General features: G+C 69.8%; 19 protein-coding genes and 2 pseudogenes. 7 read left to right on the top strand and 14 right to left on the bottom strand.

Going from position 1 to position 18,881, the window contains the following annotated elements; genetic code table 11:
* Window positions 1–54: 54 nt before the first annotated feature.
* Both LK409_RS06915 and LK409_RS06910 read left to right on the top strand, forming a co-directional pair.
* Window positions 55–2,130: a putative bifunctional diguanylate cyclase/phosphodiesterase gene (locus tag LK409_RS06915; RefSeq protein ID WP_010928206.1), complete on the top strand. Its 2,076-nt coding sequence runs from the start codon at window positions 55–57 to the stop codon at window positions 2,128–2,130.
* Window positions 2,131–2,227: 97 nt separating this feature from the next.
* A complete protein-coding gene (locus LK409_RS06910) occupies window positions 2,228–3,313 on the top strand; it encodes an AI-2E family transporter (RefSeq protein WP_010928205.1) in 1,086 nt (361 codons plus the stop codon).
* Between the two features lie 15 nt (window positions 3,314–3,328).
* On the opposite strand, the gene LK409_RS06905 is transcribed toward LK409_RS06910, so the two are convergent.
* The 14 genes and pseudogenes from LK409_RS06905 to LK409_RS06840 form a co-directional block, all read right to left on the bottom strand.
* Window positions 3,329–4,090, bottom strand: a complete 762-nt coding sequence (locus tag LK409_RS06905) for an ABC transporter permease (RefSeq protein ID WP_003810400.1) — start codon at window positions 4,088–4,090, stop codon at window positions 3,329–3,331.
* On the bottom strand, window positions 4,087–5,010 hold the full coding sequence (locus LK409_RS06900; RefSeq protein ID WP_041937170.1) for an ABC transporter ATP-binding protein: 924 nt from the start codon (window positions 5,008–5,010) through the stop codon (window positions 4,087–4,089). The genes LK409_RS06905 and LK409_RS06900 overlap by 4 nt, the downstream gene beginning before the upstream one ends.
* A gap of 98 nt (window positions 5,011–5,108) precedes the next feature.
* Entirely contained in the window at window positions 5,109–5,609 is a 501-nt protein-coding gene (locus tag LK409_RS06895) for a GNAT family N-acetyltransferase (RefSeq protein WP_010930780.1), read from the bottom strand.
* A 32-nt stretch (window positions 5,610–5,641) separates the two neighbouring features.
* The gene (locus LK409_RS06890) at window positions 5,642–6,385 is read right to left on the bottom strand and encodes a sulfite exporter TauE/SafE family protein (protein ID WP_003810394.1); all 744 of its coding nucleotides are present in this window, start codon (window positions 6,383–6,385) and stop codon (window positions 5,642–5,644) included.
* Window positions 6,386–6,480: 95 nt separating this feature from the next.
* The gene (locus tag LK409_RS06885; protein ID WP_003810392.1) at window positions 6,481–6,720 is read right to left on the bottom strand and encodes a membrane protein; all 240 of its coding nucleotides are present in this window, start codon (window positions 6,718–6,720) and stop codon (window positions 6,481–6,483) included.
* 13 nt (window positions 6,721–6,733) lie between these two features.
* Window positions 6,734–6,943: a FixH family protein gene (locus LK409_RS06880; RefSeq protein ID WP_003810390.1), complete on the bottom strand. Its 210-nt coding sequence runs from the start codon at window positions 6,941–6,943 to the stop codon at window positions 6,734–6,736.
* Between the two features lie 28 nt (window positions 6,944–6,971).
* Window positions 6,972–8,464 (bottom strand): annotated as a pseudogene (gene ccoG / locus LK409_RS06875) (cytochrome c oxidase accessory protein CcoG).
* A gap of 91 nt (window positions 8,465–8,555) precedes the next feature.
* Window positions 8,556–9,494: a cytochrome-c oxidase, cbb3-type subunit III gene (gene ccoP, locus LK409_RS06870; RefSeq protein ID WP_003810386.1), complete on the bottom strand. Its 939-nt coding sequence runs from the start codon at window positions 9,492–9,494 to the stop codon at window positions 8,556–8,558.
* Window positions 9,491–9,667, bottom strand: a complete 177-nt coding sequence (locus LK409_RS06865; RefSeq protein WP_003810384.1) for a cbb3-type cytochrome oxidase subunit 3 — start codon at window positions 9,665–9,667, stop codon at window positions 9,491–9,493. The genes ccoP and LK409_RS06865 overlap by 4 nt, the downstream gene beginning before the upstream one ends.
* Before the next feature lie 2 nt (window positions 9,668–9,669).
* Window positions 9,670–10,332, bottom strand: coding sequence for a cytochrome-c oxidase, cbb3-type subunit II (ccoO, locus tag LK409_RS06860; protein WP_003810383.1), 663 nt, complete (start codon window positions 10,330–10,332; stop codon window positions 9,670–9,672).
* 10 nt (window positions 10,333–10,342) lie between these two features.
* On the bottom strand, window positions 10,343–11,830 hold the full coding sequence (gene ccoN / locus LK409_RS06855; protein WP_041937169.1) for a cytochrome-c oxidase, cbb3-type subunit I: 1,488 nt from the start codon (window positions 11,828–11,830) through the stop codon (window positions 10,343–10,345).
* Between the two features lie 124 nt (window positions 11,831–11,954).
* The gene (gene ccoS, locus LK409_RS06850; protein ID WP_003810379.1) at window positions 11,955–12,098 is read right to left on the bottom strand and encodes a cbb3-type cytochrome oxidase assembly protein CcoS; all 144 of its coding nucleotides are present in this window, start codon (window positions 12,096–12,098) and stop codon (window positions 11,955–11,957) included.
* Window positions 12,095–13,069: pseudogene (locus tag LK409_RS06845) on the bottom strand (P-type ATPase). The gene ccoS and the pseudogene LK409_RS06845 overlap by 4 nt, the downstream one beginning before the upstream one ends.
* A 64-nt stretch (window positions 13,070–13,133) precedes the next feature.
* A complete protein-coding gene (locus LK409_RS06840) occupies window positions 13,134–14,408 on the bottom strand; it encodes an adenosylmethionine--8-amino-7-oxononanoate transaminase (RefSeq protein WP_010928202.1) in 1,275 nt (424 codons plus the stop codon).
* 103 nt (window positions 14,409–14,511) lie between these two features.
* Here LK409_RS06840 and bioF point away from each other — a divergent pair, with 103 nt between their 5' ends.
* The 5 genes from bioF to LK409_RS06815 are packed head-to-tail and all read left to right on the top strand — an operon-like array spanning window position 14,512 to window position 18,871.
* Window positions 14,512–15,705 (top strand): 8-amino-7-oxononanoate synthase, encoded by a 1,194-nt coding sequence (gene bioF, locus LK409_RS06835; RefSeq protein ID WP_010928201.1) that lies wholly within the window; start codon window positions 14,512–14,514, stop codon window positions 15,703–15,705.
* Window positions 15,702–16,355 carry an alpha/beta fold hydrolase gene (locus tag LK409_RS06830; RefSeq protein ID WP_010928200.1) on the top strand — a complete coding sequence of 218 codons (654 nt, stop codon included), beginning with the start codon at window positions 15,702–15,704 and terminating at the stop codon, window positions 16,353–16,355. Before bioF ends, LK409_RS06830 begins: the two co-directional genes overlap by 4 nt.
* Window positions 16,352–17,788, top strand: coding sequence for a dethiobiotin synthase (gene bioD / locus LK409_RS06825; RefSeq protein WP_010928199.1), 1,437 nt, complete (start codon window positions 16,352–16,354; stop codon window positions 17,786–17,788). Before LK409_RS06830 ends, bioD begins: the two co-directional genes overlap by 4 nt.
* A complete protein-coding gene (locus tag LK409_RS06820; RefSeq protein WP_003810367.1) occupies window positions 17,776–18,135 on the top strand; it encodes a CidA/LrgA family protein in 360 nt (119 codons plus the stop codon). The genes bioD and LK409_RS06820 overlap by 13 nt, the downstream gene beginning before the upstream one ends.
* The gene (locus LK409_RS06815; RefSeq protein WP_010926792.1) at window positions 18,128–18,871 is read left to right on the top strand and encodes an LrgB family protein; all 744 of its coding nucleotides are present in this window, start codon (window positions 18,128–18,130) and stop codon (window positions 18,869–18,871) included. The genes LK409_RS06820 and LK409_RS06815 overlap by 8 nt, the downstream gene beginning before the upstream one ends.
* Window positions 18,872–18,881 lie beyond the last annotated feature (10 nt).

The following is an 18,881-nucleotide window of genomic DNA, read 5'->3' as shown; positions in this document are numbered from 1 at the left end:
AGCACCCTTTCTCCCCGCGCTCGCGGCCATGCGCCGTACTCCTGGAGGCTCCTGATGCTAGTCGGCAATTACGATGCAACCCTGGTGTTGACTTCGCTGTTTGTTGCCATCCTGGCGTCGTACACCGCCCTGGGCATGGCCGGCCGGGTAGCGGCCAGCCGCGGCGTGGCCGCGCGGGTCTGGCTGGGCGGGGGCGCGTTCGCCATGGGCCTGGGGATCTGGTCCATGCACTTCATCGGCATGCTGGCGTTCAGCCTGCCCATCCCGCTGGGCTACGACGTCGCGCTGACCGTGGCGTCGATGGCGCTCGCGGTGGCCTGCTCGGCGTTCGCGCTGTGGGTGGTGACGCGCGCCACGCTGCCGTGGCGCCGCCTGGCCGGCGCCGCGGCGCTGATGGGCACGGGCATCGCGGCGATGCACTACACCGGCATGGCGGCCATGCGCATGCACCCCGCCATCGAGTACTCGCCGGCCCTGTTCATGCTGTCGGTGGCCGTGGCCATCGTGGCCTCGGGCGCGGCCCTGTGGATCACCCACGCGCTGCGCCACAACCGTCCCGGCGCGCCGGCCTATCGGATCTGCGCCGCCATCGTCATGGGCCTGGCCATCGTCGGCATGCACTACACCGGCATGGCCGCCGCCAATTTCCCGCAAGGCAGCGTCTGCATGGCCGCCAACAGCGGCATCTCGGCCGGCTGGCTGGCGGTCTCCACCGCCGCCGTCACGCTGGCCGTGCTGGCCGTGGCCCTGGTGGTGGCGGTGCTCGACACCCGGCTGGAGACGCGCACCTCGGCGCTGAATGCCTCGCTGGCGCAGGCCAATGAAGAACTGGTGCAGATGGCGCTGCACGACACCCTGACCAAGCTGCCCAACCGCGCCCTGCTCGACGAGCGCCTGAAGCAGGCCATCATCCGCGCCACCGCCGCCGGGCGCGGCTTCTCGCTGCTGTTCATCGACCTGGATGGCTTCAAGGCCATCAACGACGCCTACGGGCATGGCGCGGGCGACCTGCTGCTGGTCGAAATGGCGCAGCGCATCAAGCGCGCCATGCGGCCGCAGGACTGCGTGGCGCGGCTGGGCGGCGACGAGTTCGTGGTGCTGGCCGACCTGCCCGACCCGAACGACGCGGCCGGCCTGGCCGAACGCCTGATCGACACGCTGACCGTCCCGGCCGAGGTGCAGGGCCACGAGGTGTCGGTGGCCGCCAGCATCGGCATCGCCCTGTTCCCCGGCGACGGCGCCGACGCCAGCACGCTGCTGGCCCATGCCGACGCCGCCATGTACCACGCCAAGCGCCTGAGCCAGACGCATCGCGTCAGCTTCTTCGAGCCGTCGATGAACGAGGACGCGCTCGAACAGCTGCAGTTGCTGCAGGACCTGCGCCTGGCGCTGCCGCGCAATCAGCTGGAGCTGCATTACCAGCCCAAGTTCGTCGCCCCCGCCGGCCCGGTGGTCGGCGCCGAGGCGCTGCTGCGCTGGAACCACCCCACCCGCGGCGTCATCGGCCCGACCGTATTCATCCCCATCGCCGAGCGTACCGGCCTGATCTTCTCCATCGGCGCGTGGGTGCTGGACGAAGCATGCCGGCAGATGCGGCAATGGCGCGACATGGGCCATGCCGACTGGACCGTGGCGGTGAACCTGTCGTCGCTGCAGTTCTCGCAACCCGACCTGATCGACTCGATCCGCGCCACGCTGGCGCGCCACGACCTGCCCCCGCGCTGCCTGGCCATCGAAATCACCGAGTCGACCGCGATGCGCGACGCCGAGGCCAGCCTGACCGTGCTGCGCGAACTGGCCGAACTGGGCGTGTCGATCTCGATCGACGACTTCGGCACCGGCTATTCGAGCCTGCTGTACCTCAAGCGCCTGCCGGCCACCGAGCTGAAGATCGACCGCGGCTTCGTCAACCAGCTGGAGCACGACAACGAGGATGCTGCCATCGTGTCGGCCATCATCGCGCTGGGCCAGAAGCTGAACCTGAAAATCGTCGCCGAGGGCGTGGAAACCCTGGCGCAGCAGTCTTTCCTGACCGAAATGGGCTGCGATTCGCTGCAAGGGTTCCTGCTGGGCCGGCCGCTGCCGGCCGCCGAGTTCCTGGCCCACACGCTGCAGCCCCAGCTCGCCTAGCGGCGGGCCGACAGTAGAATAGCCTCGCGCGCCCGCTTGCCGTTGCCCGCTTTCCTGACGCTGCGCGCCGGAAGTCCGTCTTCAATCCGCGAGGCTCATGATGCAGACAGAATCCAATCCCCTGGCCGAACGCTTCATTGCGCGCAACCTGCTCGACCTGGCCATCCGCATTACCCTGATCGGCGGGCTGACCGTCTGGTGCTACCGGGTCGCCGAACCCTTCATCGGCATGCTGCTGTGGTCCATCATCCTGGCGGTCACCCTGGCGCCGCTGCACATGCGGCTGACCCGCTTGCTGGGCGCGCGCCCGCGGCTGGCCGCCGTCGTGCTGACGCTGGCCACCATGCTGGTGCTGCTGGTGCCCGGCGCCATGCTGACCGCGTCGCTGGGCGACTCGCTGGTGAACATCTTCCATCACTCCACCGGCCGGATCGTGCGCATCCCGGCGCCGCCGGACTTCGTGATCGAACTGCCGCTGATCGGTGTACGCCTGCACGAAATCTGGCTGCAGGCGATGACCAACCTGCAGGACGTGCTCAAGCCCTTGCAACCCCACCTGGCCACCGCCGGCCGCTGGCTGCTGGCGGGCATGGCCAGCGCCGGCCTGGGCATCGCCGTCTTCCTGGCCTCGATCGCCATCGCGGGCGTCATCCTGGTCTATGCCGACCCGGCCAAGCGCGCCGCGCACGCGATCGGCGTGCGCATCGCCGGGCCCGAACAGGGCGTCGCGCTGGCGCAGCTGACGGCCGCCACCATCCGGGCCGTGGCCCAGGGCGTGATCGGCGTGGCCCTGATCCAGGCCGTGCTGGCCGGCCTGGGTTTCCTGCTGGCCGGCGTGCCGGCCGCCGGGCTGTGGGCCATCGTGGCGCTGCTGATCTGCATCGTGCAGTTGCCCCTGTTCCTGCTGATGGTGCCCATGGTGGTGTACGTATTCCTGAACAACACCCCCACGGTCGCCGCCGTGTTCGCCGTATGGTGCCTGCTGGTGTCGCTGTGCGACAACGTGCTCAAGCCGCTGATGCTGGCGCGCGGGGTCGACATCCCCATCCCGGTCATCCTGATCGGGGCCCTGGGCGGCGTGCTGGCCGCCGGCATCGTCGGCCTGTTCCTGGGATCGGTGGGGTTCGGGCTGGGCTACGTCCTGTTCATGCAGTGGGTGCGCCAGCAGTCGCCGGCCGGCTGAGCCGGCGCGCGCCGTTCAGGTCTTGAGACGGTAGCCGGTGCGGAAGATCCAGCGCACGGTCAGCAGGCACACGAGCAGGAAGGCCAGCGTCATGCCCAGGCTCACGCCCAGGCTGACGTCAGCCGACCCATAGAACGCCCAGCGAAAGCCGCTGACCAGGTACACCACCGGGTTGAACAGCGTGACCGTCTGCCAGAACGGCGGCAGCATCTTGATCGAATAGAAGGTGCCGCCCAGGAAGGTCAGCGGCGTGATGATCATCAGCGGGATGATCTGCAGTTTCTCGAAGCCATCGGCCCAGATGCCGATGATGAAGCCGAACAGGCTGAAGGTCACCGCCGTCAGCACCAGGAAGGCCAGCATCCAGACCGGATGGTCGATATGGAACGGCACGAACAGGCGCGCCGTCGCCAGCATGATCAGCCCCAGCAGGATGGACTTGCTGGCCGCCGCGCCGACGTAGCCCAGCACGATCTCGACATACGAGATCGGCGCAGAATGGATCTCGTAGATCGTGCCAGAAAATCGCGGCATGTAGATGCCGAACGAGGCATTGGCGACGCTTTGGGTCAGCAGCGACAGCATGATCATGCCCGGCACGATGAACGCCCCGTAGCTCACGCCGTCGATTTCGACCATGTGCGAGCCGATGGCCGCGCCGAACACCACGAAGTACAGCGAGGTCGAGATGACCGGCGAGGCCACGCTCTGCATCAGCGTGCGCCAGGCGCGCGCCATTTCGAATTTGTAGATGGCCTTGATGGCATACCAGTTCATGTTTGCGCACTCACCAGGCTGACGAAGATATCCTCGAGGGAGCTCTCGGACGATTGCAGGTCGTGAAAGCCTATGCCGCGCGCGTCCAGCTCGCGCAGCAGCGCGGCGATCCCGCCGCTGACCTGGTTGTCGTAGGTATAGACCAGCTGCGTGCCCTCGGCGGCCAGTTCGAGCTGGGAGTCGCCGGCCAGCGCCGGCAGCGCGGCCAGCGGCGCATCCAGCATGATGACGAGCTGCTTCTTGCCCAGCTTGCTCATCAGCGCGTGCTTGTCCTCGACCAGGATGATCTCGCCCTTGCGGATGACGCCGATGCGATCGGCCATCTCCTGCGCTTCCTCGATGTAGTGCGTGGTCAGGATGATGGTGACGCCGTTTTCGCGCAGCCGCAGCACCATCTGCCACATGCCGTGGCGCAGTTCGACGTCCACGCCGGCGGTGGGCTCGTCCAGGAACAGGATGCGCGGCTCGTGCGACAGCGCCTTGGCGATCATGACGCGCCGCTTCATGCCGCCGGACAGCGCCATGATGCGGCTGTCCTTCTTGTCCCACAGCGAGAGGTCGCGCAGGATGCGTTCGATGAGCGCCGGGTCGGCCGGCTTGCCGAACAGGCCGCGGCTGAAGCTGACCGTGTTCCAGACCGTCTCGAACGCGTCGGTGGTGAGTTCCTGCGGCACCAGGCCGATGGCGTCGCGCGCGGCGCGGAACTCGCGCACGATATCGTGGCCGTCGGCCAGCACGCGCCCGCTGCCCGGATTGACGATGCCGCAGATGATGCTGATCAGCGTGGTCTTGCCGGCGCCGTTGGGGCCGAGCAGCGCGAATATTTCGCCGCGGTGGATATCCAGGTTGATGTTCTTCAGCGCGGGATGTCCTGACGCATAAGTCTTGGACAGGCCTTGCACGGAGATGACTGCTTGCACTGCGTCTCCCTGGAGGAAAAGTACGGGATGGCCGATTCTACCGGCTGGCCGCGCGCCACTGCACGCCAGCACCGACTACAGTTGTCGGCCCCGGCGGATTATGCGTCGCGCGCCGCGAATCCCGGATGGTAGGTGACGGTGCCGCGCGCGGGCGCGCCGAAGGTCAGCGCCAGGAAATGCGTCGGCGGCATGTCCGGCAGTACCAGCCCGGGTTCGGGCCGAAAGCCGAAACGTCCATAGTAAGCCGGCTCGCCCACCAGAACGCAACCGGCCGCGCCGCGCGCCTGCAGCCGCGCCAGCCCATGCTCGATCAGGGCGGTGCCGATGCCGCGGCCCTGGTGGGCCGGATCGACCGACACCGGCCCCAGGCCGAACCACGACGGACTGCCGTCGGAAATCTGCACCGGCGAGAACGCGGCATGGCCCACCACCCGGGCGTCGAGCTCGGCCACCAGCGACAGCGTCAGCGCGCCGGCGGCGCGCAGCGCCTGGACGATGTACGCCTCGGTCTGCTCGCTGTGCGGATGGCCGCGAAACGCCGCCTGCGTCACGTCGAAGATGGCGCGCTGGTCGGCGGGGGTTTCGGAACGGATCAGCATGGGGCCTCCCGCGGCGCCCGCCATGCGGGCGCCTATAGCAATCGGGGCAGCGACGAGGCCAGCATGGCCACGCCGGACAAGGTCAGCAGGCCCAGCACGATGCGGCGAAACGCCTGATCCGATATGCCCAGGTACAGGCGCGTGCCCAGCACGGTGGGAATCAGCATCGCCAGCGCCACCAGGCCGAACAGCGGCAGCATGTCGGCGGTGACGATGCCGGTGCCGACGTATGTCGCCATGGTAACCAAGAGCGTGCCCAGATTGAAGTTCTGGATGATGGAGCGCTGCTCGTCGCGCGCAAAGCCGCGCAATGTGCACCACAATGTGGGCAAGGTGCCGGTGAACCCGCCGATCCCGCCCATCACGCCGCCCAGCCCGCCCACGACGGCGTCGGCCAGCCGGCCGCCCGCCGTGATGCGGGGCAGGTACTTCACCGCCAGCATGAGCGGGCACCACAGCACCAGGAAGCCGCCCAGCAGCGCCTTGAACATATGGACGTCCAGCATGGGCAGGATGCGCACGCCGATCGGAATGCCCACCAGGCCGCCCAGCAGGAAAGGCAGCAGCCGCCGCCAGTCGAAGCCGCGCCGCACCGAGAAGGCGGCGATCAGTTGCCCGGTCAGCGATCCGAACACCACCAGGGCGGCCGCCAGGCGCGGATCGATGCTCCACGCCCAGACAGACATGGCGGTCAGCCCGTAGCCGAAACCCGACAGGCCCTGCACGAAGCCGGCCAGCACCGCGCCGGCCACTACCACGACATGCAATGCATCCACGATACGCCCGTCGCCCCCTGTTCAACGTGATGGCAGGCGGCGATCTTACCGGCTTGCGCGCGCCGTGTTTGCTGCGTCGCAGCAAACACGGCGCTTCAGAACGGCGCCTCGTCCTGGTCGCCGGGAGGCATCAGGTAGGCGGTAACGGTGCTGGAGAGCGCCGTCACCAGCCACAGCACGAAGAAGGACACGGTATAGAACCCGGTCCGGCTGGTCGGCACCTGGCCGAAGATGGCCACGTCCAGCGGGTCGATCAGCGCGAAGATCAGCGCGCTGCCCACGCCGGCGGCCAGGAAGGACGGCCAGAGTATCCACATCAGCGAACGCCAGCGCATGGTCGGCTCCGCTTCAGCGACGCGCGTCGGCGGCCGGCGCGGCGACGCGCTCGACCACCAGCCCGCGCTTGACCGCGCCCTCGGCGATGGGCTGGTCGCCGTAGCGCGTCATCGCCAGGTAGATGGTGATGACGCAGCCGATGATGGCGACCAGCGGCCCGGCCATCAGGATCCAGGGCCACGGTTCGCGATACCAGGGGCGGGCAGCGGGCGTATCGGTCATGAAAGCGTCTCCTTGCCGGGGCTCCGGCCTATTCGGGTAGGTAGAAACTTGCGGGTTCGCGCACTTCCAGCACACGCCCGGTGTCCTGCGAACGGGCCTGCACGACGATGGCATGGGCGCCGGGCGCGGTATCGCCGCGCGGCGCGCGCAGCACCACCGGCACCAGCTTGTTGGCGGCGGCCTCCACCTCCACCACGTCCGAGCCGTCGCGGGGCCGGCCAGCACGGCCAGGCCGTCGATGCCCTCGGCCGTCAGCTGCAGGCGCAGGGGCTGGTCGGACGTATTGATGATCTGCAGGCGGTATACGTTCTCGACCAATCCGCCGGCCACCTCGCGGCCCAGCGTGCCACGGTCGCGGATCACGTCCACGCGCAAGGGGTTGCGCATGCCCAGCGACACCACGAAGGCGATCGCCAGCGCCAGGATCAACCCGCCATAGATCAGCACGCGCGGGCGCAGCAGATGCGAGCGAGCGCGCCGGCCGTCCAGGCCCTCGTCCACGGCCCGCTCGGACGTATAGCGGATCAGGCCCGGCGCGTAGCGCATCTTGTCCATGACCTGGCCGCACACGTCGATACAGGCGCCGCAACCGATGCACATGTACTGCAGGCCGTCGCGGATGTCGATGCCGGTCGGACAGACCTGCACGCACAGGCTGCAATCGACGCAGTCGCCCAGGCCCGCCGCCTTGTGGTCGATCTTGCGCGAGCGGCCGCCGCGCGGCTCGCCGCGTCGCTTGTCGTAGGTCACCACGAACGTGTCGTGATCGACCATCACGCTCTGGAAGCGCGCGTACGGGCACATGTACTTGCAGACCGATTCGCGCATGAAGCCGGCGTTGCCCCAGGTGGCGAAACCGTAGAACAGCATCCAGAACCATTGCCAGGCGCCCAGTTGCAGCGCGAACAGCTGATGGCCCAGCTCGCGGATGGGCGCGAAGTAGCCGATGAACGTCGAGCCGGTCCACCATGCCACCGCCAGCCACAGTGCGTGCTTGGTGGCCTTGATGCGCAGCTTGCGCGCGCTCCACGGCGCTTCGTCCAGGCGGATGCGCGCAATGCGGTCGCCTTCGACGCGGCGCTCGATCCACATGAAGATTTCGGTATAGACCGTCTGCGGGCAGGCATAGCCGCAGAACAGCCGACCGGCGACGGCCGTGAACAGGAACAGCGCCAGCGCGCTGATCACCAGCAGCACGGCCAGGTACACCACGTCCTGCGGCCACAGCACCAGCCCGAACAGGTAGAACTTGCGCGCGCCCAGATCAAACAGCACGGCCTACCGGCCGTTCCACTGCAGCCACGGCAGGCCGTAGAAGATCAACTGGGTCAGGACCACGAACACGACGCGCCAGCGCGCGAATATGCCGCTGACCGAGCGCGGGTAGATCTTGCTGCGCACATCGGCGAGCGTCTGCTCCAGCGTTTCTCCGTCGGCGCGCCGCGGGCCGGGAGCGGGCCGCCAGGCCGGCGGCTGCGGATCGGACGGGCCGCCAGGCGCGGCCGGTGTCCCTTGGGTCATTGCGATACTCCGTACTGCAGTTGACGCAGACGCGCGTACGCGCCGCCGGCGCGGCCGCCGGCCGACGGCCAGCCGGCGCACCGGCGCGCGCTCATCGCGCCGCCTCGGCCGCCTTGGCCGGCGCCTGGTTCGACAGGCCCCACACCCAGGCCGACAGCAGTTTGATCTGCTCGGGCGTCAGCACTTCCTCGTGCGCCGGCATGCGGTTGTCGCGGCCGTCCAGGATGGTGCGCACGATGGACGCCTCGGAACTACCGTACAGCCACACATCGTCGGTCAGGTTGGGCGCGCCCAGCGCCTGGTTGCCCTTGGCGTCCACCCCGTGGCAGGCCACGCAGTAGTTGGCGAACTCGCGCTTGCCGCGAAACACCCGCACCGGATCGACCGCCAGGCCGGACAGCGAGCGCACGTAGTGGGCGATATCGCCAGCCATCCTGGGATCGATCACGCCTTTCCAGGGCGGCATCACCCCATGGCGCCCCTTGGCAATGGTTTCGGCGATGATCTCCGGCGTACCGCCGTACAGCCAGTCGCCGTCGGTCAGGTTGGGGAAGCTGGTGCTGCCCTTGGCGTCCGAACCGTGGCATTGCGCACAGGTGTTGAGAAACAGCCGCTGGCCGATCTCGCGCGCCGGCGCGTCGGCGACCAGCTGCTCCGGCGTCATGCCACCGAAGCGTTCGTACACCGGCTTGACGCGCTCGGCCAGCTCGGCCTGCTTCTGCTTGACCTCGCCGACCGAGGTGTAGCCCAGGGTGCCCTGGTACGAGCCCACGCCCGGAAACAGCACCAGGTAGCCCAGCGCGAACACGCAGGTCAGCAGGTACATCCAGGTCCACCAGCGCGGCACCGGATTGTTCAGCTCGGTCAGGTCACCGTCCCAGACGTGGCCGGTGTCCTCGACCACCCCGCCGGCCGGCCTGGTGCTCAGCCAGCGCCGCTGCGAATACAGCAGCCAGACGCACCAGACAATGCCGCCGATGGCAATGATGCCTATGAAATAGCTCCAGAAGCCGTTGACGAAATCGCTCATGGCTGCATTGCTCCATCCTGTTGTGCGTGCCCGTCCTCGTCGGGCAAGGCGAACGGCAGCAAGGCCGATTCGCGATTGGCGCTCTGGCGGTGGCTCGACCAGGCCCACCATACGATGCCAAGAAACGTTCCCATCGAAAGAACCGTTATCAGCGCGCTCAGATAACCCATCATGATCAGCCTCCCGCCGCGCGCTGCGGCTCGCTGGCGGCGCCGCGCCGCGCGCCCACGCCCAGCGCCTGCAGATAGGCCACCAGGGCGTCCTCTTCGGTCTTGCCGGCGATGGCCGCCGGCGCCGCCGCGATGGCCTCGTCGGTGTACGGCACGCCCAGCCTGCGCAGCGCCTGCATGCGCTGGGCCACGTTCTGGCCGGTCAGGTCGGCATGCTGCAGCCACGGATAGGCGGGCATGTTGGACTCGGGCACCACGGCGCGCGGATCGCGCAGGTGGATGCGGTGCCATTCGTCGGAATAGCGCTCGCCCACGCGCGCCAGGTCGGGTCCGGTGCGCTTGGATCCCCACAGGAAGGGATGGTCGAACACCGACTCCCCCGCCACCGAGTACGGGCCGTAGCGCTGCACCTCAGCCTGCAGGGTGCGCACCTGCTGGGAGTGGCAGCCCACGCAGCCTTCGCGGATGTACACGTCGCGCCCCATCAGTTGCAGCGGTTCGTAGGGCTCCACCCCGGGCATGGCCTGGGTGGTCGAGTGCTGGAAGAACAGCGGGATGATCTGCACCAGCCCGGCGACGGACACCACCAGGATGCTGGCGATGATCATCAGGCCGATGTTCTTCTCCAGCGTCTGGTGGGAGAAAAAGCCATGTTGTTTCTGTGCCACGAGATGCTCCTCAGACTGCCGGGACGGCCGCCGGCACGCCCGCGGGCGCCGTCGCGCGGTTATCGTTTTCCAGCGGAATCGCCGGGTTGACGGCGCGCGCGCCGCGCACGGTCATCCAGACGTTCCAGGCCATGACGAACACGCCGCCCAGGTACAGGATGCCGCCGGCCAGGCGAATCACGTAGTACGGCACGCGCGTCTTGAGTTCCTCGACGAAGCTGTAGACCAGCGTGCCGTCGGCGGCGGTGTCGCGCCACATCAGGCCTTGCTGCACGCCGGCGATCCACATGGCGGCGATGTACAGCACCACGCCGATGGTGGCGACCCAGAAATGCAGCTCCATGGCGCGCACGCTGTGCATCTGCTGGCGGCCGTACAGACGCGGGATCAGGTAGTACAGCGAACCGAAGGTGATCATCGCCACCCAGCCCAGCGCGCCGGAGTGCACGTGGCCGATGGTCCAGTCGGTGTAGTGCGACAGCGAGTTGACCGTGCGGATCGACATCATCGATCCCTCGAAGGTGGACATGCCGTAGAACGACAGCGCGGTCACCAGGAACTTCAGGATCGGATCGGTGCGCAGCTTGTGCCAGGCGCCCTGCAGCGTCATGATGCCGTTGATCATGCCGCCCCACGACGGCGCCAGCAGGATCAGCGAGAACGTCATGCCCAGCGACTGGGTCCAGTCGGGCAGCGAGGTATACAGCAGGTGGTGGGGGCCGGCCCACATGTAGGTGAACGCCAGCGCCCAGAAGTGCACGATGGACAGGCGGTACGAATAGATCGGACGGCCGGCCTGCTTGGGCACGAAGTAATACATCATGCCGAGGAAGCTGGTGGTCAGGAAGAAGCCCACGGCATTGTGGCCGTACCACCACTGCACCATGGCGTCCTGCACGCCGGCATAGGCGGAGTACGACTTCCACAGCGTCACCGGCATCTCGATGTTGTTGAAGATGTGCAGGATGGCGATGGTCAGGATGTACGAGCCGAAGAACCAGTTGGCCACGTAGATGTGCCTGGAGCGGCGCTTGACGATGGTGCCGAAGAACACCACCGCGTAGGCCACCCACACCAGCGTGATCAGGATGTCGATGGGCCACTCCAGCTCGGCGTATTCCTTGCTGCTGGTAAAGCCCATGGGCAGGGTGATGGCGGCCGCCACGATCACCGCCTGCCAGCCCCAGAACGTGAAGGCGGCCAGCTTGTCGCAGAACAGCCGCGCCTGACAGGTGCGCTGCACCACGTAATACGAGGTGGCGAACAGGGCGCTGCCGCCGAAGGCGAAGATCACTGCGTTGGTGTGCAGCGGCCGCAGGCGCCCGTAGCTCAGCCAGGCGGTGTCGAAATTCAGTTGCGGCCATATCAACTGGGCGGCAATCAATACGCCCACGGCCATGCCGACGATGCCCCACACCACAGTCATGATGGCGAATTGCCGCACGACCTTGTAGTTGAACGTCTCGGCCTTGCTTGCGATTGCGCTGCAATCGTTCATCAGCCATCCCCCAAAAGAAAAGACTGTGTTTCTCCAGGATGGATGATGCGGCCCCGTGCGCCGGGACGCCTTGATTTGCGTCAAGCGGCCTTCGTTCCGCCTGTTTCCGGGACCCGCGCGGCGCTCAGTTGTCGTTATCGCGCAATATCGCGGCGCCCTGGTCCTCGGTGTCGTCGTACTGGCCGCTGAACACGGCCCACCACAACGCCACGCCGATCGCCAGCACGAAAGCCAGCGACAGCGGCAACAGCAGATAGAGAATACTCATGGCGCGGGTTGCGCCACGGCGGCGGCGGGCGCGGCGTCCCATCGATGGCGCCGCAGGCGCCATGCATTGCCGACCACCGCCAGCGAAGACAGCAGCATGGTGATGGCCGCCAGCCAGGGCGCCACCCAGCCGGCCAGCGCCAGCGGGGTCATGAGCAGGTGCCAGGCCAGCGACCCGTACAGGTTCTGGCGCGCCACCCGCGCGGCCGCGGCCAGCAGGGCGTCGCCTTACGCCGCGGTGGCCTCGGGCCGCGCCAGCAGCGCCGAATGCGCGCACGCCATGGCCGAAGGCACGGCCATCGACATGGCGCACGGACAGCTCATGACCAGCAGCGCCACCATGACCGGCACCGCGTGCGCGGCGTCGATCTGCGTCCAGGCCGCCCCGGCGGCCAGCGCCAGCGCCACCTGGACGAACACGAAGCGCGTGGCCAGGCGGTCGGCCGCCGCGCCCAGTTCGCCGCCGGCCTGGTGCAGGCGCCGCACCAGCGGCGTGGCCAGCGCGGAAGCGCCGCAGGCCTGGCGGGCGCACAGCTCCAGGTAGCGCGCGGTCAGCAGGAAGGCCACGAACATGGTGACCGAATCGAAATACACCTCGCCACGGCCCGTCCAGGTGGCATGCACGCTGGGCACGAAGGCCGCCACGATGCCCAGCGCCACCGGCGCGTCCATGCCGGCGCGGCCGCGCCGCAGCCCGCTGGCGGCGCCGCGCCAGATCGGCCAGGCGCAATACAGCACCACCGGCACCGTCATCAGCAAGGCGGCCCAGTTCATCAGCACGATGGCCCAGTCCAGCGTGGCCAGCGCGTCGGCGGGGATGCCGTCGTTGCGCACATAGCCCGGCCAGGCGAACATCATGACCTGCATCATCGCCAGCCACGCCACGCCCAGGCGCACCAGCGCATGGCGGCGCGCCTGCCGGTCGGCGCCCGGCAGGTCCGCGGGCACGGCGAGAATAGAGGTTGGTCGCATGGGAGGGATGGTAGCCCGCCCTGCTCCTGCCCGCCCTTGATGCAGATCAAGCCGGCGCGCCTGGCTAGGGGCGGCGTTCGGCCACGACCTGCCGCACCGCCGCCAGCAGCGCCTGCAATTCGTCCTCGGCAATGGTGAAGGCCGGCGTCAGGTACACGATGTTGCCAAAAGGCCGCACCCACACCCCGGCGTCGACCAGGCGGCGCCTGAGGTCGTCGCGCGCGCCGATGCCGTCGAGTTCGATCACGCCGATGGCGCCCAGCACCCGCACATCGCGCACCCAGGGCAGGTCGCGGCAGGGCTCCAGCCCGGCGCGCAGCGCCTGCTCCAGCGCCGCCACCTGGCGCAGCCGCGGCTCGCGCTCGAACAGGTCGAGCGAGGCGTTGGCCGCCGCGCAGGCCAGCGCGCAGCCCATGAAGGTCGGGCCGTGCATCAGCGCATGGCCGGGGTCGTCGGACCAGAACCCCTCGAAGACGCGCGCGCTGGCCACCGTGGCCGCCAGCGGCAGCGTCCCGCCGGTCAGCGCCTTGGACAGGGTGATGATGTCGGGCCGCACCCCGGCCTGCTCGAAGGCGAACATCGTGCCCGTGCGTCCGAAGCCGGTGAAGATCTCGTCGAAAATCAACAGGATGCCGTATCGGTCGGCCAGTTCGCGCAACCGCGCGAGCACCTGCGGATCGTGCAGCAGCATGCCGCCGGCGCCCTGCACCAGGGGTTCGACCAGCATGCCGGCGATCCGCCCGGCATGGCGCTCCAGGTGCGCCTGCAGGGCCGCCAGCGCCGCCTCGTCGCGCGGCAGCGCCAGCACGTCGTGCTCGGGCAACAGGCCGCGGAACATGGCGTGCATCCCCTCGTCCGGGTCGCACACCGCCATGGTGCCGAAGGTATCGCCATGGTAGCCGCCGCGAAACGCCACGAAGCGCGTGCGGCCGCGCTCGCCCTGGTTGAGCCAGAACTGCACGGCCATTTTCATGGCCACCTCCACCGCCACCGAACCCGAATCGGTGTAGAAGACGCGTTCCAGCCCCGGTCCCAGCAGCGCGCTCAGGCGGCTGGCCAGGTTCAGCGCCGGCTCGTGCGCCAGGCCGCCGAACATCACATGCGGCATGCGGTCCAGCTGCTCGCGCACCGCCTGGGCGATATGAGGGTGGTTGTAGCCATGGCAGGCCGTCCACCACGAGGCCACGCCGTCGATCAGCGTGCGTCCGTCGGCCAGCTCCAGCAGGCTGCCGTGGCTGCGCACCACCGGCAGCGGCGGCGCGGCGGTCTTCATCTGCGCATAGGGCAGCCAGATATGGGGATAGCCCTGGGCCATCCAGGCAGGCGTGGTGTCAGACATGCTCGTTTCCGGAAACCGGGAGCGGCGCCGGCCGCTCCACTACAATGCTCGGCATTCTACGGCCAGGCGCGCCTGGCCCTGTCCGACAAGCCGGGTCGTGTCTATGTCCAAGCTGGATTCCCTGTTCACCGCCGCCCTGGAGCAGGCCGCGCAGCGCCAGGTGCGGCGCCGCCTGCGCCGCGCCACCGCCGCGCCGCCGGGCCGGCTGGCCCTCGATGGCCGCACCCTGGTCAACTTCTCCAGCAACGACTACCTGGGGCTGGCGCGCCACCCGCTGCTGGCCGAGCGCGCCAGCCTGTGGGCCACCCGGCACGGCGCCGGCGCGCAGGCCTCGCGGCTGGTATGCGGCAACCTGGACCTGCACGAACAGGTCGAAGCCAAGCTGGCGCGCCTGAAAGGCACCGAGGCCGCCTTGCTGCTGGCCAGCGGCTGGCAGGCCAACGCCGCGGTGCTGCCGGCCCTGTTCAAGGCCGCGGCCGCGCAGGGCGAGCCGCAGGTCTACACCGACCGGCTCAACCACGCCAGCCTGCACCATGGCTGCCAGGCCGCCGGCGTGCGCCAGATCCGCTTCCGCCATAACGACCTGGCGCACCTGGAACACCTGCTGGCCGAACGGGCCGGCGCCCCGGGCGCGCGCTTCATCGTGACCGAGAGCGTCTTCAGCATGGATGGCGACCGCGCCGACGTGCCGGCGCTGGCCGCGCTGGCGGCACGCCACCATACCTTCCTGTACCTGGACGAAGCGCACGCGACCGGCGTGCTGGGGCCGCGCGGCATGGGACTGGCGGGCCTGGCGCCTGGCGGCGTCGATCTGGCCATGGGCACCTTCAGCAAGGGCCTGGGCAGCTTCGGCGCCTACGTGGCCGGCTCGCGGGCGCTGTGCGACTACCTGGTCAATGCCTGCTCCGGCTTCATCTACACCACCGCGCTGCCGCCGGCCGTGCTGGGCGCCATCGACGCGGCGCTGGACCTGGTGCCCCGGCTGGACCAGGCGCGCGCCGCCCTGCTGGGCCACGGCGAACGCCTGCGCGCCAGCCTGGCCGCGCAGGGCATCGATTGCGGCGCATCCTCGACCCAGATCGTGCCGGCCATCGTCGGCGACGCCGGCCATGCGCTGGCCCTGGCCGCCGAGCTGGAGCGGCGCGGCCTGCTGGCGGTGGCGATCCGCCCGCCCACGGTGCCGGCCGGCACCAGCCGCTTGCGCATCGCCCTGAGCGCCGCGCACGGCGAGACCGAGCTGGACCAGTTGATCGAGGCCCTGGCCGCCGGCTGGCGCGCCGTGCGGCAGGCGGCATGAGCGCGCCCCGCCCGCTGCTGCGCTTCGAACATGGCTGGGCCCACGACGCCGGCGTCTGGGCGCCGTTGCGCGCCGCGCTGGCCGACTGGCCCCAGCAGGCCGCCGACGCCGGCTATTTCGGCCCTGCCGTCGAACCGCCCCCGGACGGCGCGCCCGTGGTGGCGATCGGCCATTCGCTCGGCTTTCTGAAAATCCTGCAGTCTCCTGCGCCGGGCTGCATCGCCTACATCGCCATCAACGGCTTCGCGCGCTTTGCCGGCGGCGCCGATTACCCGCCCGGGGTGGCGCCCCGGCTGCTCGAGCGCATGCTGGCGCGCCTGGAGCTCGACCCCGCCGCCGTGGTGGATGACTTCCGGCGCCGCGCCGGCAGCGCGCCGCACGCGGGCACGCCCCGGCCCGAACCCTTGCGGCACGACCTGCGCCGCCTGCGCGAGGCCGACGAGCGCCAGGCCCTGGCCGCCAGCCGGCTGCCGCTGCTGGCCCTGGCCGGCACCGCCGACCCCATCGTTGCGCCCGCCCTGACCCGGGCGCAGTTCGGCGCATGCGCCGGACTGCGCTGGCGCGACGGCGGCGGCCACCTGCTGCCCACCTCGGACCCCGACTGGTGCGCCGGCCGGATACGCGCCTTTCTCGCCGGCCTGCCCGCATGAGCACGCGTTCCACACCCACGATAGGCCAGCGCTTCGACCGCGCCGCGGCCCGCTACGAAACCCATGCCGAGGTACAGCGCCACGCCGCCGAGCAACTGGCCGAGCGTATCGCCGCCCTGCCCCTGCCCGCCGAACCCCGCATCCTGGAAATCGGCTGCGGCACCGGGCTGCTGACGCGCGCGCTGGCGCGCCGGCTGGGGCGTGCCGACTGGACCATCACCGATATCGCGCCGGCCATGCTGGCCGCGCAGCAGGCGGGGCCGCCGCCGGCCGGGCGGGTGCGCCACCAGCTGGTCGACGGCGAGCACCCCGCCGGCCTGCCCGGCGGCTACGACCTGATCTGCTCCAGCCTGGCCGTCCAATGGTTCGGCGACCTGGACGCGGGCCTGGCGCGGCTGGCCGGGCTGCTGGCGCCCGGCGGCCTGCTCGCCATCGCGACGCTGGCCGAACACACTTTCAGCGAATGGCGCGCCGCCCACCAGGCCCACGGCCTGCATGCGGCCACCCCCGCCTATCCGCCGGCCGAGCGCATCGGCCGCACCCTGGCCGGCCTGCGCGGCGGGATAACGCGGGAGGCTTACCGCCAGCGCCACCCCGATGCGCTGCACTTCGTGCGCAGCCTCAAGGCGATCGGCGCGAGCGCGCCGGCCGCCGGCCACGCGCCGCTGTCGCCCGCCGCCTTCCGGCGCGTGCTGGCCCAATTCGATCGACAAGGAAACCACGTGACCTACGACCTAGCCTACGGCCTGTGGCGCAAGCAGGCCCCGGGCGTGTTCGTCACCGGCACCGATACCGGCGTCGGCAAGACCCTGGTCTCGGCCATCCTCGCGCGCGCCTGGCGAGCCCACTACTGGAAGCCGCTGCAAACGGGCGTGGCCGAAGAACCTGGCGATACCGAAACCGTGGCCGCGCTGGCCGGGCTGGAGCCGGCCCGCCTGCACCCGCCGGCCCATGTCCTGCAGGCGCCGCTGTCGCCCTGGGCGGCCGCGCCGCTCGAGGGCGTCACGCTCGATGCGGCAGCCATCGCGCCGCCGCAGGTCGACGGCCCCTTGGTGGTCGAAGGCGCCGGCGGCCTGTACGTGCCCATCGACGAGCGCCACATGATGATCGACCTCATTGCCCGCCTGGGCATGCCCGTGGTGCTGGCCGCGCGCAGCGGGCTGGGCACCATCAACCACACCCTGCTCAGCCTGCATGCCCTGCGCGAGCGCAGGCTGCCCGTGCTGGGCGTGATCATGCTGGGCGAACCCTCCGCAGGCAACCGCCATGCCATCGAGCATTTCGGCGGCGTGCCGGTGCTGGCGCAGATCCCTCGCCTGGCGCGCGTCGACGCCGAGGCGGTCGAGGCCTGGGCGGCGCGCATCCCGCCGCTGGCCGACTGCCTGGCGCGCCGCTGGCCCGATACCCAGGAGACACCGGCATGCAGGCCCTGACCGGATTCACCTGGCTGCTGGCCCTGCAGGCGCTGGGCGAAGCCTGCTCGCGCCTGCTGCACTTTCCCATTCCCGGCCCGGTGACCGGCATGTTGCTGCTGCTGGTGGCGCTGCGCTGGCCGCTGGTGCGCGAGCCGGTGGCGCTGGCGGCGCAGTTCCTGCTGTCGCACCTGTCGCTGCTGTTCGTGCCGGTCGGCGTGGGCGTCATGACCCATATCGCGCTGCTCGCCGAGTACGGCCTGCGCATGGCGGCCGTGATCGCGCTGTCGACGCTGGCCGGCATGGCGGCCACATACTGGGCGCTGCGCGTGGGCAGGAGCGCAGCGCCGGAGACCGACGATGCCTGATTTCGTCAACCTCTGGATCTACCTCTCGTCCACCCCGCTGTTCGGCCTGACCGCCACCCTCACGGTCTATCTTTCGGCGCACGCGATGTACCTGCGCCTGGGCCAGGTGCCGCTGGCCAATCCGGTGCTATGGAGCATGGTGGTGCTGGCCGCCGGCCTGCTGGCCTTCGGCGTACCCTACCCCACCTATTTCGCCGGCGCCCAGTTCATCCACTTCCTGCTCGGCCCGGCGGTGGTGGCGCTGGCCTGGCCCTTGTGGATGCGGCGCGCCGAGCTGCGCCGCCGCTGGGCCCGGCTGCTGTGGGCCGCCCTGTTCGGCGGCGCGGTGGCCTGCGCCAGCGCGGTGCTGCTGGGCTGGGCCGTCGGCCTGCCGCGCGACATCATCCTGTCGCTGGCTCCCAAGTCGGTCACCGCGCCCGTGGCCATGGGCCTGTCCGAAACCCTGGGCGGCATCCCCGCGCTGTCGGCCGTGTTCGCCGCGCTGACCGGGCTGGTGGGCGCGCTGACCGGCAAATACCTGTTCGATCTTCTTGGCGCGGTGCGCGGCCGGCAGGATTGGGCCGACCGGGGGTTCGCGCTGGGCACGGTGTCGCACGGCATCGGCGCGGCGCGCGCCATCCAGGTCAACGCCGACGCCGGCGCCTACGCCGGCCTGGCGCTGGGGCTGCAAGTCATCCTGGCCTCGCTGCTGATCCCGGTCGCGTTCCGGCTGGCCGCCGGGCTGGGCGGCTCGTAGCGCCGCGCCC

It is taken from the genome of Bordetella parapertussis, assembly GCF_020735925.1.
GTDB classification, from domain to species: Bacteria; Pseudomonadota; Gammaproteobacteria; order Burkholderiales; family Burkholderiaceae_B; genus Bordetella; species Bordetella pertussis.
This window is presented reverse-complemented; position numbering and strand designations above follow the sequence as displayed.

Bases quoted from the DNA above. Each gene is read 5' to 3' on its own strand.
- LK409_RS06915 (WP_010928206.1), top strand. From the start codon at position 55: ATGCTAGTCGGCAATTACGATGCAACCCTGGTGTTGACTTCGCTGTTT.
- LK409_RS06910 (WP_010928205.1), top strand. From the start codon at position 2,228: ATGATGCAGACAGAATCCAATCCCCTGGCCGAACGCTTCATTGCGCGC.
- LK409_RS06905 (WP_003810400.1), bottom strand. From the start codon at position 4,090: ATGAACTGGTATGCCATCAAGGCCATCTACAAATTCGAAATGGCGCGC.
- LK409_RS06895 (WP_010930780.1), bottom strand. From the start codon at position 5,609: ATGCTGATCCGTTCCGAAACCCCCGCCGACCAGCGCGCCATCTTCGAC.
- LK409_RS06885 (WP_003810392.1), bottom strand. From the start codon at position 6,720: ATGCGCTGGCGTTCGCTGATGTGGATACTCTGGCCGTCCTTCCTGGCC.
- LK409_RS06880 (WP_003810390.1), bottom strand. From the start codon at position 6,943: ATGACCGATACGCCCGCTGCCCGCCCCTGGTATCGCGAACCGTGGCCC.
- ccoP (WP_003810386.1), bottom strand. From the start codon at position 9,494: ATGAGCGATTTCGTCAACGGCTTCTGGAGCTATTTCATAGGCATCATT.
- LK409_RS06865 (WP_003810384.1), bottom strand. From the start codon at position 9,667: ATGATGGGTTATCTGAGCGCGCTGATAACGGTTCTTTCGATGGGAACG.
- ccoN (WP_041937169.1), bottom strand. From the start codon at position 11,830: ATGAACGATTGCAGCGCAATCGCAAGCAAGGCCGAGACGTTCAACTAC.
- ccoS (WP_003810379.1), bottom strand. From the start codon at position 12,098: ATGAGTATTCTCTATCTGCTGTTGCCGCTGTCGCTGGCTTTCGTGCTG.
- LK409_RS06840 (WP_010928202.1), bottom strand. From the start codon at position 14,408: ATGTCTGACACCACGCCTGCCTGGATGGCCCAGGGCTATCCCCATATC.
- bioF (WP_010928201.1), top strand. From the start codon at position 14,512: ATGTCCAAGCTGGATTCCCTGTTCACCGCCGCCCTGGAGCAGGCCGCG.
- LK409_RS06830 (WP_010928200.1), top strand. From the start codon at position 15,702: ATGAGCGCGCCCCGCCCGCTGCTGCGCTTCGAACATGGCTGGGCCCAC.
- bioD (WP_010928199.1), top strand. From the start codon at position 16,352: ATGAGCACGCGTTCCACACCCACGATAGGCCAGCGCTTCGACCGCGCC.
- LK409_RS06820 (WP_003810367.1), top strand. From the start codon at position 17,776: ATGCAGGCCCTGACCGGATTCACCTGGCTGCTGGCCCTGCAGGCGCTG.
- LK409_RS06815 (WP_010926792.1), top strand. From the start codon at position 18,128: ATGCCTGATTTCGTCAACCTCTGGATCTACCTCTCGTCCACCCCGCTG.